At 60.6% G+C, this 15,294-nt stretch carries 11 protein-coding genes; 10 read left to right on the top strand and 1 reads right to left on the bottom strand.

Annotated elements, in window-relative coordinates:
- The first annotated feature begins 197 nt into the window (after positions 1-197).
- From KB449_RS22335 to KB449_RS22320, 4 genes are all read left to right on the top strand, one after another.
- Positions 198-4,289 carry an S-layer homology domain-containing protein gene (locus KB449_RS22335; protein WP_282910457.1) on the top strand — a complete coding sequence of 1,364 codons (4,092 nt, stop codon included), beginning with the start codon at positions 198-200 and terminating at the stop codon, positions 4,287-4,289.
- A gap of 65 nt (positions 4,290-4,354) precedes the next feature.
- Positions 4,355-6,016 (top strand): DUF4091 domain-containing protein, encoded by a 1,662-nt coding sequence (locus KB449_RS22330; RefSeq protein ID WP_282910456.1) that lies wholly within the window; start codon positions 4,355-4,357, stop codon positions 6,014-6,016.
- A gap of 58 nt (positions 6,017-6,074) precedes the next feature.
- On the top strand, positions 6,075-7,397 hold the full coding sequence (locus KB449_RS22325) for a Gfo/Idh/MocA family protein (protein WP_282910455.1): 1,323 nt from the start codon (positions 6,075-6,077) through the stop codon (positions 7,395-7,397).
- A gap of 83 nt (positions 7,398-7,480) precedes the next feature.
- Positions 7,481-8,377 carry an SDR family oxidoreductase gene (locus tag KB449_RS22320; protein ID WP_282910454.1) on the top strand — a complete coding sequence of 299 codons (897 nt, stop codon included), beginning with the start codon at positions 7,481-7,483 and terminating at the stop codon, positions 8,375-8,377.
- 135 nt (positions 8,378-8,512) lie between these two features.
- Here the strand turns inward: KB449_RS22320 and KB449_RS22315 are convergent, their stop codons facing one another.
- Complete coding sequence (locus KB449_RS22315; protein ID WP_282910453.1) at positions 8,513-9,427, bottom strand: LysR family transcriptional regulator; 915 nt, start codon at positions 9,425-9,427, stop codon at positions 8,513-8,515.
- Between the two features lie 134 nt (positions 9,428-9,561).
- On the opposite strand from KB449_RS22315, the gene KB449_RS22310 reads away from it, so the two are divergent.
- The 6 genes from KB449_RS22310 (at position 9,562) to KB449_RS22285 (ending at position 15,280) form a co-directional block, all read left to right on the top strand.
- On the top strand, positions 9,562-10,230 hold the full coding sequence (locus tag KB449_RS22310; RefSeq protein WP_282910452.1) for an O-methyltransferase: 669 nt from the start codon (positions 9,562-9,564) through the stop codon (positions 10,228-10,230).
- A 135-nt stretch (positions 10,231-10,365) separates the two neighbouring features.
- The gene (locus tag KB449_RS22305) at positions 10,366-10,755 is read left to right on the top strand and encodes an iron chaperone (RefSeq protein WP_282910451.1); all 390 of its coding nucleotides are present in this window, start codon (positions 10,366-10,368) and stop codon (positions 10,753-10,755) included.
- A gap of 370 nt (positions 10,756-11,125) precedes the next feature.
- Positions 11,126-11,647, top strand: coding sequence for a DinB family protein (locus KB449_RS22300; protein WP_282910450.1), 522 nt, complete (start codon positions 11,126-11,128; stop codon positions 11,645-11,647).
- A gap of 104 nt (positions 11,648-11,751) precedes the next feature.
- Positions 11,752-12,396, top strand: a complete 645-nt coding sequence (locus tag KB449_RS22295) for a hypothetical protein (protein WP_282910449.1) — start codon at positions 11,752-11,754, stop codon at positions 12,394-12,396.
- A gap of 35 nt (positions 12,397-12,431) precedes the next feature.
- The gene (locus KB449_RS22290) at positions 12,432-14,243 is read left to right on the top strand and encodes a cyclic nucleotide-binding domain-containing protein (RefSeq protein WP_282910448.1); all 1,812 of its coding nucleotides are present in this window, start codon (positions 12,432-12,434) and stop codon (positions 14,241-14,243) included.
- Positions 14,244-14,539: 296 nt separating this feature from the next.
- Positions 14,540-15,280 (top strand): hypothetical protein, encoded by a 741-nt coding sequence (locus KB449_RS22285; protein WP_282910447.1) that lies wholly within the window; start codon positions 14,540-14,542, stop codon positions 15,278-15,280.
- Positions 15,281-15,294: the final 14 nt, after the last annotated feature.

Raw genomic sequence — 15,294 nt, 5'->3', positions numbered from 1 at the left:
GGGAGTTGCGATGGGAATGTAAGGGAAATGTGATAGAAATGTGAGAGGAAGGCGGCGCGCGATTCACTAAAATCCATATCGAGGAGCGCAACAAGGGGGGAAAGTGCAGATTTTGCACTTTTTTTTCTTTAACGTCCTGCTAGTCTATGAGTGCGGATGTTCGTCGATTCGCCATCAGACAAGAGGAGGTATGGTTCTTGTACAAGAAACAGAGATCAAAGCTTGTTTCCAGCATGGCGGCACTAATGATTGCGTTATTGATTTTCGGATTGATTCCGGTTGCGGGCGCTCAGGCGGCCGAGCCTGAGACGATCGTTACGGACGCAGGCAACAACCAGAGCGTAGCATCGGTTACGTATAGCGTGACGGGAGCTACGTATTACGTATCGACGAACGGCGACGACAATGCGGCCGGTTCCGAACAAGAGCCGTTCCAGACCATCAGCCAGTGCGCCGAGGTGCTGCAGCCGGGCGATCTGTGCCTGATCGGATCGGGTACTTATCGCGAGACGGTCAAACCGGCCGTCAGCGGAACGAGCGACAAGCCGATTACCTATGCGGCCGCGCCTGGCGCGACGGTCGTCATCAGCGGCACCGAAGAAATCGGCGGCTGGACGCAGGATGCCGGACATATTTATGTTGCGGATCTTCCGGCAGGCATGGACAGCTTGGGCGACCAGAACCAGCTTTTCATTCGGGACGGCGGGAACGTCACGAAGCTATGGGAGGCAAGATGGCCCAATATTGACGACTATACGTTTCCCCAGCTGAAGCAGCATGTCGGGATTGCGAGCGGAGGCTCGGAAACGACGCTGTCCAGCGATCAGCTGACGCAGGCCGACGATTACTGGGTCGGCGCGACGATGTGGATGCGGGGCGGCGACGCTTACGATCCGGTGTCGACCAAGATCACCGGTTTTGACGCAGCAACGCATACGCTAAGCTACCCGCTCATCATTCAGAACTTCGACTACATGTGGCCGGAGCTCGGATCTACCTTCTACCTGTCCGGCCTGCGCAGCGAGCTGGATGCGCCGCACGAATGGTACGTCGACTCGGCAGCGCGCAAGGTATATTTGTGGGCGCCGGACGGCGGCGTGCCCGAGAACGTCGAGATCAAGCAGCGCATGAAGACGTTCGACCTGAGCGGACGCTCGTACATCCATGTCGAAGGGCTGCAGACGTTCGCCGGCAGCATCCCGATGGACGGCGGCGCAAGCTACAACGTGCTCGACGGCATCACGGCCGAGTACTTGTACTTCTCGACCGAATCGCACGGCACGTCCGTCGCCCACCAGCTAAGCGGCGGCATCAACATCAGCGGCAGCAACAACGAGATTAAGAACAGTGAAATTTCCTATTCTACCGGTACGCTGGTCAACATCGACGGCAGCAACAACCGGCTCGTGAACAATTCCATTCACGACGGCAGCTACTTTGCGGCCTACGATCCGGTGGTCAAGCTGACAAGCGGCTCACAGAACCTGATCAGCCACAACGACTTGTATAATTCAGGGCGCTACCTCCTTTACTGGAACCGGGGCAGCGCGGAAATTCAATACAACGACTTCCACGACGGCATGTGGCTGTCCCGCGACGGGGCGCTGATCTACAGCTGGGGCGCAGATATGGGCAACAGCGAGATTCACCACAACCTGATTCACGACAGCCAGGGCACGGACATGAGCGTCGGCCTTTATTTCGACAATTTTGCCAACAATGCGGTCGTGCACCACAACGTGATTTTCAACAATAACGTCGGCATTCAGCTGAACACGCCGGGCAACTACCGGCTCATCTACAATAACACCGTCGCCAACAACGACGTGAGCAGCATCGGGTACTGGGGCTCGGCTCCGTACGCCCAAGAGCTTTACGGCTCGCGCGTCTACAACAACATCTTCACCAACAAGGCGGATCTGACGCCGGATACGGCCAGCGGATTTAATGTCACATCGGCCAGCGGCGTGAACTTCGTCGATGCGGCGAACCGCAACTTCCGTCTAAGCGCCGGTTCTACGGCCATCAATACGGGCGCCGTCATCGAAGGGATTACGGACGGCTTTGCAGGCGCCGCGCCGGATGCGGGCGCATACGAGTACGGCGGCGCGGACTGGACGGCCGGACCGAACTTCAACAACCCGCCGAACCCGTCGTATACGCAGATCGCTACGCCTTATATGAATCTGGTCAAGAACAACGGCTTCGGTACGCTGGACAGCTGGCTCGTATGGACGCAGGCGACGACCACGCTCGAGCAGGTGCCGAACGCGACCGGGAATGACGTATGGAAGAACAGAGGCTACCAGTCCAGGCTGAAGCTCGGCAAGGGCGGCGGCGTCGAACAGAAAGTCAACGGGCTTAAGCCGAACACGGATTATAAGTTCGTCGCTTGGGTCTACAACGAACCGGGCGAAACGATTATCGTCGGCGTGACCCAATACGGCGGCCCAGACAAAGATATCTCGACCAAAGAAGAGAAGTATACGCGCATAGAAGTGCCTTTCCGTACTGGAGCGGATATTACGGGCGCGCGGGTGCGCATTTATAAGAGCAATGCGACGACCGGCATTTCTTATGCGGACGATCTCGGACTGTTCGAGGTTACGCCTTTCGACTCCGGCGTAAGCGATTCGCTGCTCAAGGAAGTAAGCATCAACATGGCGAATACGAACCTTACGGTAGGCGGCACAGGCACGATCCCGCTGGTCGGCAAGCAGCAGGACGACCAGGCTGCGGATCTGTCCGATGCCGACGTCACGTTCACGTCGAGCGACAGCAGCGTTCTGCGCATCGACGGCGTGACCGGCGGCGATGCGTCTTACACGGCGCTGGCGCCGGGACAGGTGACTGTCGAGGCGATCGCCGTCAAGGACGGCATTACGAAGGCGGCTACCAAGGTCGTCACGGTATTCCCGAACGGGCAGCAGTCCCCGATCGGAGACTGGTCCGTGCGGACTTACGGAACGAACAGCCGCGGCTTCGCCACGGCGGCAAACTCGACTTATACGTTGATCGGCCAAGGCGACAACGTTTGGAACGTGTCCGACGACTTCGTGTATTTTAGCAAGCCCGTGCACGTGAACGACACGAATGCGAAGGTTACGCTGACCGCGACCATCGACTCGCTCGGCGCCGGCGATCCGGCTTCGGTCGGCCTGATGCTGCGGGCGGAGGATACGGCGGATTCCAAGCACGTGCATTTCCGCACGGACGGCACCGGCAAGGTGCTTCGTTATGTGTTCCGCAACGAGGAGAGCATTCTGGACGCGCAGAAGCCCGTTGCCCAGCAGAAGTATTGGGGTTCGCAGACCGGTCTGCTGCTGGACTATCAAGGCAAGAGCATCGATGCGCCGTTCCAGATGAAGCTGGTCAAGCAGGGCGATACCGTCGAAGGGTTTTATTATAAAGAAAACGCATGGGTATCGATCGGCAGCACGACCGTCGAATTCGAAGACGGCGACTTCCTGGCCGGCATCGGCATGTTCTCCGGCGCGAACAAGATTCCGGTGAAGGCCGTCATCTCGAAGCTCGAAGTCGCGGTCGAGGGCGACACGCCGGATCCGGAGCCGTCGACATCTCCGACGCCAACGCCGACGCCGACTCCGACGCCAACGCCAACGCCAACGCCGACAACTACGTCGACGCCGACGCCATCTCCGGTATCGTCGCCGTCTCCGACGCCAACGCCGACCGCGTCGCCGACACCTACGCCGGCACCGACATCGGGCGCTGCGATCTTCAAGGATGTAGACGCGAAGTACGGCTGGGCGGACGAAGCGATCGGCACGCTCGCTGCGGCGGGCATCATCCAGGGCACGAACGAATCGACTTTCGATCCGGCCAAGCCGATCACGCGCGCCGACTTTATGACGCTGCTCGTGCGCATGCTGAGCCTCGAGACTGACGTAGAGGGCGCCGACAATTTCGCCGACGTATCGCCGAACGATTATTTCTTCGAGACGCTCGCGGTCGTGAAGAAGCTCGGTATCACCAACGGCATAGACGGCACCAACTTCGATCCGAGAGCGGAGATCTCGCGGCAGGATATGATGGTGCTGATCGCCCGGGCGCTTGAGTTGACGGGAAAGCTGACTTTGTCAGGCGAGCCGGCGAATCTGAGTTTGTTCAAAGACGGCTCCGACGTCCCAGGCTATGCGAAGGAAGCCGTGGCCGAACTGGTCGGCGCGGGTATTGTCCAAGGCAGCGGCGGACAGCTGAGTCCGGGTGCATCCGCGACGCGGGCGGAAACCGCGGCGATGCTGTACCGCATCTTTAAACAGCTGTAACGGCCGTTCGACGGCTGCAAGGCTGACTCGAAATAAGCTAAAGAGCTAACAGAAGGAGAATTGCCATGACCCACCCCGACGCGCCATTCGAAACCCGGTGCCTGCATTCCCTGGAGAAGGTATTCGCGGACGAACCGCTTCGCGCCGTTCCTTACGCGCGCGGCTCGGCGCTCAAGGGAGAGACCTACGCCTTTCAGGTCGCCTACCGGGCGCCGAGACTGACCAAGCAGATCGTCGCCTCTGCGCATTCCACGCTCGGAGACCGGGTCTCCCTGAGATCCGTGGGATTGTCGCCGGCGGAGCTGCCCAGCCAGTATGACCATGACGACCACATCCTTCGGGCGACGCCGGGTTTGTATCCCGATCCGCTGTACCCGATCCGGGAGGAAAAAGGCATAACCGGTTTTCGCCATCAGTGGCGGTCGGTGTGGGTCACGGTAACGACCGATGCCGACACCCCTGCGGGCAATCATCCCGTCGTCGTCCGGTTCGCGGGCGAGGACGGCGAACCGCTCGGGGAGGAGCGCTTCGAGCTGGAGATCGTGGACGCGGAGCTGCCGCCGCAAACGCTCATCCATACCGAATGGTTCCATGGCGATTGTCTGGCGAATTATTACGGCGTGGAAGTGTTCGGCGAAGCGCACTGGTCGCTGATCGAGCGCTATCTGGATACGGCCGTGCGTCATGGCATGAACATGGTGCTGACGCCGCTGTTCACACCGCCGCTCGATACCGCGGTCGGCGGTGAGCGGCCGACGGTCCAGCTTGTGGACGTAACGAAGGACGGAGAGTGCTACGTATTCGGGTTTGAACGTCTCGAGCGATGGATCGCCATGTGCGACCGCGTCGGCATCCGTTACTTTGAGTTTTCGCATCTGTTCACGCAATGGGGCGCGAAGCACGCGCCCAAGATCATGGCCGACGACAATGGGACGCACAGGCGAATTTTCGGTTGGGACACCGATTCGGCAGGCGAGGAATACCGAGCGTTTCTCGGCGCGTTCCTGCCATGTCTGGTCACCTTCCTTCGCCGGCGCGAACTGATGGACCGCAGCTACTTTCACATTTCCGACGAACCGCTGGAAGGCCATATGCCCTGGTACCGAAGCGCGAGCGAGCTGATGCAGACGCACCTAGGGGAGCTGCCGATCATCGACGCGCTCACCGACTACGCTTATTACGAGCAGGGTCTCGTGCGGCGGCCGATCCCGTCCAACGATCATATCGGACCCTTCCTGGAGCGGGGGGTTCCGGAGCTGTGGACCTACTACTGCTGCGCGCAATACAAGCAGGTGTCCAACCGGTTCTTCAACATGCCGTCAGCCCGCAACCGCGTGATCGGCATCCAGCTGTACAAGTTCCGGATCGCCGGATTCCTGCACTGGGGCTACAACTTCTGGAATGCGCAATATTCGGTCGAGGCGATCGATCCGTACCGCGTGACTGATGCCGGCTGCACGTTTCCTTCCGGCGACGCGTTCCTCGTCTATCCGGGGGCGGACGGCACGCCGGTCGAATCGATCCGCATGGAGGTGTTCCAGGAAGGGCTCCAGGATCTGCGGGCGCTCCAGCTGCTCGAAAGTCTGATCGGGCGCGAGCGCGTACTCACGATGATCGAGGAGGGGCTCGAGGAGCCGCTGACGTTCAGCGCGTATCCCCGCGAAGCCGCATGGCTGCTGGAATTGAGGGAATCGGTCAACTCGGCGATCAAGGCGCATATCGGTTAACTGAACGCGGCGCAGGACAAACGTCCTGCGCCGTCATTTTGCCAAGGAGTGAATCCAAGTGAACGGAACTTCCGAAACGATGGGCGCGCAGCGCGAGCCGGTCACCGTCGTCATCGTCGGCGCGGGCAGCCGCGCGTTGAACTATGCCTCTTATTCGTTGAAGCATCTCGAAGCGATGCGGATCGTCGGCGTCGTAGAGCCCAATCCCGTCCGGCGGGCGCATACGGCCAGCCTGTACGATTTGCCTGCCGACCGGTGCTTTGACAGCGTAGACGCGCTCGTATCCGGCCCGCAACTGGCCGATGCTGTCATCAACGGGACGCTTGACGCGCTCCACGTGCGGACGACGCTGCCGCTGCTCCGCAAGGGCTACGACGTATTGCTCGAAAAGCCGGTCGGCATCTCGGAAGCGGAGGTGCTGGCGCTCTACCGCACCGCGGAGACATACGGCCGCAAGGTCATGATCTGCCACGTGCTGCGTTATGCGCCTTTTTACCAGGCGCTGAACCAGGTCATCCAGGCTGGCGAGATCGGCGACGTCGTCCACGTCCAGACCGAGGAGAACGTCGATTATCACCATATGGCGACCGCCTTCGTGCGCGGCAAGTTCGCAAGCCTGGAGCGGGATGGATCTTCTTTTCTCATGGCCAAATGCTGCCACGATCTCGACTTGATCTCCTGGTTCAAGACCGGCGTTAAGCCCGTCCGCGTCAGCAGCTTCGGCAGGCTATCGCAGTTCCGCGAGGACCGCGCGCCGGAAGGCGCCGGTACGCGATGCGTTGTGGATTGCCCGATCGAGGAGCGTTGCCCCTACTCCGCCAAAACGCTCTACGTGGATCGGGGCCTGTGGCCGGTTTACGTTTGGCCGGGTTATCTGGACGGCGTCCGGCTGCGCGAAGAGGAGAAGCTGGCGAGCCTGGCGGGCGACAATCGGTTCGGCCGCTGCGTATGGCGCTGCGACAACGACATCGTGGACCACCAGGTCGTCCAGTTCGAATTCGAGGACGGGAGCACGGCTGTGCACAGCCTCGTGGGCGGCGCCGCCAAGGCTTGCCGGACCGTGCATATCACGGGGACCACGGGAGAGATCTACGGCGAGCTGGAAGAAGGCGTGTTCGTCGTCCGGCATCCCGATCCGTGGACGGAAGACGGCGTTTATTCGGAGCGCAAGGTCAACATCGAGGTGTCGGGGGAAATGCACGGAGGCGGCGATCATCGGCTCGTCGAGGATTTCCTGCGGGTCGTCCGGGGCGATCCGGACGCCGGCTACTCGACCTCCTTGGCGCATTCGATCGTCGGTCACGTGGCGGGCTTCCGAGCGGACGTCTCCATGGCTGCCGGACGGACGATCGAGATCGATTGGAACGGCATTCTCGTTTAAAGGCAGGCCAGGAAGGTTATATAGAAAGGAGTTTGAGCCTATCAGTTAAAAATTCGCGAAACGCTTAATGGAGGGATTGCACAATGGCCGACCAATATGCGATGCAGGATCCGACGAAGCAGTATCCGAAAGCGGGACCCGAATATATGCAGGAGCAGGAGCCGCCCGGTCTCCAAGTCGAGATGACGCCGATTCCCGACTGCGGCGAACGGACGTACCGCGGCACGGGGCGGCTCGCCGGGCGCAAGGCGATCGTGACCGGCGCGGACAGCGGCATTGGCCGCGCCGTGGCGATCGCCTTCGCGAGAGAGGGTGCCGACGTCGTGCTGTCGTATTTGCCCGAGGAAGAAGCGGACGCGCAGCAGGTCGTCAAGCTGGTCGAGGAGGCCGGCAGCAGGGCCGTCGCCTTGCCGGGCGACCAGAAGGACGAGGCCTACTGCGAGCGGTTGGTCGAGACCGCGGTTAGCGAGCTCGGGGGCCTCGACATCCTCGCGAACGTGGCGGGCATGCAGCAGTTCGTGACGGACATCGCCGAGCTGACGACGGAGCAGTTCGACGCGACGTTCAAGACGAACGTGTACGGCTTGTTCTGGATCTGCAAAGCGGCTATCAAGCACATGCAGCCGGGCAGCACGATCATCAACACGTCATCCATCCAGGCCTACAAGCCTGCGCCGATCCTGCTCGACTACGCGACGACCAAAGGCGCGATCAACGTGTTCAGCAAGGCGCTGGCCCAGCAGGTCGCGAGCAAGGGCATCCGCGTCAACGTCGTGGCGCCCGGCCCGGTGTGGACGCCGCTCCAGGTCGCGGGCGGCCAGCCGACGGAGAAGCTGGCGAAGTTCGGCGAGACGACGCCGCTCGGCCGTCCGGGCCAACCGGCGGAGATGGCGCCGGCGTACGTGTTCCTCGCGAGCCAGGAATCCAGCTACGTGAGCGGCGAGACGCTGAACGCGAACGGCGGCACGCCGACGCCATAAGCGCAGCCGCGAGAGGATCGTCTATTGCAAACGGGACGAAGCGATATTTGCTTCGTCCCGTTTTTGCTGTGGATGTGAGACGCCGCCGGCCAGCGCTGCCCGAAGTGAAGGGGAGCGTTCGGGTCGCTCCAGGTTCTAGTCCAACGCCTTTCCGATGCCGCGGTACGGGTTTTCCCGTATCATGCGCAGGAAGTTGGCGGTGGCGGCGGGCATTGCTTCGCCTTTGCGCGTGCATACCGCGATCGTATTGCGGAGCTGCAGATCCTCGACATAGACTCTGCAGAGCTCGCCCCGTTCGACTTGCTCGCGTACGACCAGCGAAGAGACGAAGCTCGCGCCGTAACCGGCGACGACCGCCGATACGGCTTCCGGCAATCCGTTGAACTGAAGCGTAATCCGAGGGGAAGGCGCGCTAAAGGTTCTGCACAGCGCGAACAGCCGCTCGCGCGTAGAACTGCCTTTCTCGCGCATGACGAAGGGCTCCCTCATCATCTCATTAAGCGTAACCTGACGCCCCGCGTAGCGATGGTTCGGCGCCGCGACGAACCACAGTTCGTCCTGGAACAGTTCCTCGGCTACGATCGTATCCGGATATTCCTCCGGCAATCCGCCGTAAATGGCCGCATCCACCTCGAGGTTCATGAGCCGCTTCAATGCCCCGCTAGAATTGGTCGTGTGAATCCGCATCTCGACTTGCTCGTATTGGAGCTTGAACTTGGCGAGCCACGCCGGTATCAGAAAATGAGCGGGCAAATAAGTCGCCGCAATACGGATATGGCCTGTCGTGCCCGATACGAATTCTCCCGCAAACTGTTCGATCTGCTGCTCTACTGCGAACAATCGCTTGGCGAGCTGCGCGATTTTTTCTCCAGGGTCGGTCAGCGCGACGCCTCGTCCATGGGGTCGAAGGAGTGGAAGAGACAACTCCTTTTCGAACTTTTTAATTTGCGCGGTAATGGCAGGCTGGCTGATATTGAGCAATTCCGAAGCGCGTGTCACGCTTCCGGTCGAGGCAATTACGTGAAACAGACGCAAGGCTTGCAGGTTCATATCGGATGCGCTCTCCTTCTATTCATATACGTAGATTATGTATTTTGCAGAAAGATATATTATATTTATGAATCCTGTCCTTCTATAATACGAATTAGAAAGCCACTCGCCAAGTTGAAGGAGCAGTGATCGAAATGAGCGAATCGCAAAAGTGGACGGCGGTCGACCGGTATATTGAGGAACGTCTGATCCCGAAGGACGAAGCATTGGAAAAGGCGCTATCGGCCAATCGCGACGCGGGGCTGCCCTCGATCGACGTTGCGGCCAACCAGGGCAAGCTGCTTCACCTGCTGGCCCGGATGCAGGGAGCGAAGCGTATTTTGGAAATTGGCACGCTCGGCGGATACAGCACGATCTGGCTGGCGAGAGCGCTGCCAGCGGACGGCAAGCTGGTGACGCTTGAATTGGAGCCGCATTACGCAGGAGTGGCGAGGCGCAATTTCGCTCATGCCGGCGTGGACGGCTTAATCGAGGTCAAGGTGGGGCCGGCGCTTGCGCAATTGTCCCTTATGGCGGAGGAAGGAGAGGCGCCGTTCGACCTGATTTTTATCGATGCGGATAAGCCGAACAATCCGGCTTACTTGGGGCTGGCGCTGAAGCTGTCGCGTCCCGGTACCGTGATCATCGGGGATAACGTGGTCCGCGACGGCGAGATCCTTCGCGAGGACAGCGCGGACGACCGCGTGCAGGGCATCCGGGGCTTCTTCGATATGCTCGCGGCCGAGCCGGGCGTCGACGCCACGGCGATTCAGACGGTCGGCGTAAAAGGCTACGACGGGTTCGCGATCGGCATTGTTTCGTAAGGTTTCACAGGGATACGAATCTCGTAGACCGCGTCTCCGCTCATGGGGATGCGTTCTTTTCTTTTCCATAAAGCTTCCCTTTCAAATATACTAATAGAGACATCTCCAATCCGAATTGAAAAGAGGCGCCTTGCCATGGTTGAAAAGGGTAACTCGTTCGCATCGACGGAAGCCTATATCGCGACCTTCCCGCCGGAGATTCAGCGGCTGCTGCAGGACGTCCGGGAGACAATCCGATCGGTCGCGCCGGAAGCGAAGGAGAAGATCAGCTACCAGATGCCGACGTTCGAGCTGCACGGCAACCTGGTCCACTTTGCCGCGTTCAAAAACCATATCGGTTTTTACCCGGGCGCGGACGGCATTGCGGCGTTCAAGGACGAGCTGTCGGCGTACAAAGGGGCGAAGGGCTCGGTGCAGTTTCCGCTGGACAAGCCGCTGCCCCGCGAGCTGATCGGTCGAATCACGGCTTACAGAGTGAGCCGGAACAAGGCGCGCGCCGACGCGAAGCGGGGCAAAAAGGCTTGAAGTATCCCATCGCCTCACGTAGAGAAGGGGGATGGGCGAATCCGAGCGGTCGTAGCCCTTCGCCTCTCGTAGAGAAGGGGATGGGCGAATCCAGGCGGCCGTCTAGCCCATCGCCTTCCGTAGAGCAGGGGATTGGCCGATCCGAGCTGCCGTCTGGCCCATCGCCTTCCGTAGAGCAGGGGATTGGCCGATCCGAGCTGCCGTCTGGCCCATCGCCTTCCGTAGAGCAGGGGATTGGCGGATCCGAGCTGCTGTCTAGCCCATCGCCTCTCGTAGAGCAGGGGATCGGCCGATCCGAGCTGCCTTCCCGCCCACCGCCGCCAACAATCGTCGCCAAACCAATACTGTCGATCCCAAGGAGGGACTACGCGTGAATTTCAACATAGAAGAAGCCGTCGCTATCCTGAGCCGCACGCCGCAGACGCTCACATCGCTTCTGTCGGGACTGCCCGAAGGCTGGCTGGACTGCAACGAAGGAGAAGGCACCTGGAGCGCGGACGAAGTCGTCGGCCACCTGATCGACGGGGAGCAGACGAATTGGATTCCGCGTCTGACGTTTCTGTTGGAAGAAGGCGAGAGCAAGCCGTTTCCCGTGTTTGACCGGTTCGCGCATTTGAGCGCCGAGCGCCGGACGACGGAGCAAAAGCTCGAGGAATTCGCCGAGCTCAGAACCCGCAGCATCGAGCGACTGCGGGCCATTATCGAGACCGACGATCTGCTGGAGCGGACCGGCACGCATCCGGCATTCGGCACGGTCAAAGCGAGAGAGCTCGTCTCCGCATGGGTCGTGCACGATCTGACGCACATCGCGCAGATTGTCAGGACGATGGCGAAGCGCTACAAGACGGACGTCGGCCCTTGGGTCCAATATTTGGGCATTCTCAACCGTTGAGCGAGTGCGCCGGCACGCGCCGAACCGCCTCATTTTTCATTGACGCTCCCCAACCCGCATAATAAACTGGAAATAACGGATTTATTTTGTAAGGGGGCTTTGCGTTGAGTTCGAAAAAGAGAGCGCTGACGATGGCCGGCGTATTCGTGGCGGGCGTCATCGGCGGAGCGGCGCTCATGTACAGCGATTCCGTATACGACGCGGTGAACGACGCGCTGGGCAAGGGCGCGACGCAGAACGCGATCGGAAGCGTTGGCGGCGTGACGCCGATTGACGTGAGCGGCATGGATCTGGAGACGGCGTTGAAGGCGGTTCAGGCGAATCGCGCCAGCTTGCTGGAGCAGCAGATGAAGGATCAGATCGATGCCGTGCAGGCGAGGAATGATCAGATCGCCAAGTTGAATCAGGCGCTGATTACGGCGAACCGGCTGCTCGGATCGTTCGGCGGCGACGCCAAAGCGGATACGCCCGTGCCGTCGAACGCCACTTCGGGCGCGATTGCCGCGGAGCTCCAAACCGCGCTCAAAAACGCGTCTCTGACCGATCCTCTACCGACGACGAAGGGGCAGCTTGACGGACTCATCCAATCGATCAAGAGCCAGATCGACTCGCTTGCGAACTCGCAGCAGATGGATATGCTGCGCCTCCAGAGCTTGTCCAACAAGCGCAACGAGGCGTTTGACACGATGTCGAACTTCATTCAAAAGATGCAGGATTCCCGCAGCGCGATCATCGGCAATATGAGATAAGCGGGCAGGTCCCGCGCGGAAACGGAAGAGCTGCTATGACTAGAGAAGACATCATCGCGTTCTTGGGCGACCATGCCCTGCTGCGCGGCATACCCGACCCAGAGCTCCGCATCGCGGCCGCTTCGATCGAGCCCGTCTCGTTCGAGGACGGCCGTTCGCTGCTTGTGGAGGGGGATACGGGAACGGACTGTTATTTTATCTGTCGCGGTTCTGTACAGGTCTCCTCTCGCAATCTGGTAGGCAAGACGCTGCTGCTCGCCGAGCTGGGCCCCGGAGCGCTCGTCGGCGAGATCGGGCTGCTGCGCCGCGAACGCCGGACCGCGACGGTGACGGCGATCGGCGTCGTCGAGGCGCTGCGGCTGGACCGGCGTTCGTTCGAGCTGCTCGCCGAGCGCAGTCCGCTTTTTCACGAGAGCCTGCTGCTCACGGTCCGAATCCGCATGATTCACCGATTGCTGCGCAAAGCCTCGATCTGGTCGGATATCCCCGACGCCGAGCTCCGCGGCCTGGCGGAGATCACGACGGTGCTTCCCATGAAGAAAGGCGACATCCTCGTTCGGGAAGGCGAGGCGGCCGACCGCTTTTATATGATCAGCACGGGGCGTGTCGAAGTCCGGGCGTCGGGACGGCGAAAAGCGCAGCTGAGGGAAGGCGACTTCTTCGGAGAGATCGGTCTGCTGTCCGGTACGTCAGCCGAGGCGACTGCGACGGCCGCCGAAGACGGCGAGCTGCTTGTGATGGGCAAAAGCGAATTTCAATACATATTGGACTATTACGCGCCGGTGCGCCGGCAGTTTATGGAGATGCTTCGCATCCGGGCGCCGCATCTGATGCCGCGTACGGAGGGCGTGGAAGCACCGGTCGTCGCGATCGAGCCCGCGCTGCCCAAGGCCAAGGAACGCTGGGTCGACGCACTGCTGTGGCTCGGCGGGGGCTTTGTCCTGTTGACCGTGCTCGCCTTGATCGTGCGGAGCGACTGGCTGAGCTTCGTCACGCTGATCGTCGGCGGCTTCGTAGGTCCCGTGACGTTCGTCGCCTACATCCGGGGGCACCAGCTGCTGGGGTTCGGCAGTCTTCGTCTCGGCATGATCTTCCTGTCCTCCGCGGTCGTCGCCGTGCCGCTGGCGTGGTATCTGGAGCATGTGTCGCTCTTCGGCGCCGGTCAGGGAGACTTCACTCGCTTCAGGGTGCCCTTGACGGTGTCCGTCATCGAAGAGGGAGCCAAGCTGCTCGTCTGCCTGGCGCTGCTCCGCACGAAGCAGATGCGCTTCCTCATGGATGCGGTCGTATTCGGAGCGTCGGCGGGAATGGGGTTTGCGGCCATCGAAAGCGTGATTTACGGCTGGTCTCATCTTGGGGAAGCTTCGTCGATAGGCATGCTGTCGGTGCTCTGGATCCGGGCGCTGCTGTCGCCCTTCGGGCATGGCACCTGGACGGCGATCGCCGCGGCCGGCATCTGGATCGCAGCCGGAGCGCGGGCGTCCGGTGCTGCAACGGGTTCAAGGCGGCGCATCAAGCCCTGGAGCGCGGCCTTCCTGCTGGCGGCCGTCGTCGCCCTGCACGCGGCGTGGGATCTGCAGTTCGAGACCGGTCTTGCGAAGGTCGGGATGATGGCTGCGGTCGGGGGCGCCGGCATCGGCCTTCTGTATTTGCTGGTCCGCACGGGCCGCAGGGAAGAATACCGGGCCTTTGCCGCACTGAACCCTTACGTCCAGGAAGCGGTGCGGCACGTGGACGCGAACGCAGACGCGCCGGGCGAGCTCCGCTGCGACGGCTGCGGCACCGTCTCCCCGCGGGAGACGCGCTACTGCGCCCGCTGCGGCCGCGCGCTGAGAGTCAGGTTCTGACGGGTACTGCGCTTGCAGCAGGTTGCCCTCCGATTCGCGCACGCGCGCCAAGTTTTAAAAAATAGAGTAACTTCTTACGCCGTTCTTGCGTATTCCCGATAGGAGAATGACGCGTCGCCGCCGCGCTGTCGATAGCAGCCGGTTATATGGATATTTTGTTTGTAACCCTCGAATCCTAGCATTATATGGTACTATTTAATTATATGAACTGAGCGCCCGATCGATCGCATATTCATAGCATAGCAGCATAGCGAGCGGACCGGACATTCATACACCGAGGGAAGGGGCAACTAGCGTTGGTCGCCAAGAACTATTTGAAAATGCTGGGGGTCGTGGTCGGCGCGGCCCTCGTGAATATTCTCGCGCTATCGCCCGCCTTTGCCGGCGTGTCGATCGGCGGCAGCGCGTTCGAGACGGCGCTGGGCGTCACGCTGCTGGCCGCGAGTGCCATCGCAATCATTTACGGCAGCTATAATTGGCTATACAAGTCCTCCATCGTGCTGGCGTCTGCCAAGCCGATCAAGACCCGGGAGGATTACGCGAACGCACTCGCGCCGTACGGCAAAGTTCGCGTGCTCGCAGAGGATATCGCGCTGGCGCTGGAGCAGATGAATCGCATGGATAAGAAAAAAGCGACGCTGCTCAAGGTGCTTCACCAGCGGTTCGATCCCGCCGAGATGAGCTTCTCCAAGTTTTCCGGGGTGGCGGACGAAGTGGAGAATCTATTCTATTTGAACATAAAGAGCGTCCTCAACCGGCTCGGCGTGTTCGACGAAGCCGAATACGAGCGGGTGATGACGCGCAAGTCGGCACGCTATTCGCCGAAGCTTCTCCAGGAGAAAACCGATTTTTACAACGATTATATGTCCTACATCAAGCACGCGATCGGCACCAACGAGGAGATGCTGCTGCAGCTCGACAAGCTGCTGCTGGAGATCTCCCGTCTGGACAGCATCGAGCCGGGAGACATCGAGCAGATGCCGGCCATGGTGGAGATCGACTCTCTGATCAAGCAAACCAAGTACTATAAACAGTAAGGGGTGCACGCGCA

It is taken from the genome of Cohnella hashimotonis, from assembly GCF_030014955.1.
GTDB lineage: Bacteria > Bacillota > Bacilli > Paenibacillales > Paenibacillaceae > Cohnella > Cohnella hashimotonis.
The sequence above is the reverse complement of the archived record's forward strand: the minus strand, read 5'-3'. Positions and strand labels throughout refer to the sequence as shown.

Coding starts and splice junctions, on each gene's coding strand:
- KB449_RS22320 (WP_282910454.1), top strand. CDS start 7,481: ATGGCCGACCAATATGCGATGCAGGATCCGACGAAGCAGTATCCGAAA.
- KB449_RS22305 (WP_282910451.1), top strand. CDS start 10,366: ATGGTTGAAAAGGGTAACTCGTTCGCATCGACGGAAGCCTATATCGCG.
- KB449_RS22290 (WP_282910448.1), top strand. CDS start 12,432: ATGACTAGAGAAGACATCATCGCGTTCTTGGGCGACCATGCCCTGCTG.
- KB449_RS22315 (WP_282910453.1), bottom strand. CDS start 9,427: ATGAACCTGCAAGCCTTGCGTCTGTTTCACGTAATTGCCTCGACCGGA.
- KB449_RS22330 (WP_282910456.1), top strand. CDS start 4,355: ATGACCCACCCCGACGCGCCATTCGAAACCCGGTGCCTGCATTCCCTG.
- KB449_RS22310 (WP_282910452.1), top strand. CDS start 9,562: ATGAGCGAATCGCAAAAGTGGACGGCGGTCGACCGGTATATTGAGGAA.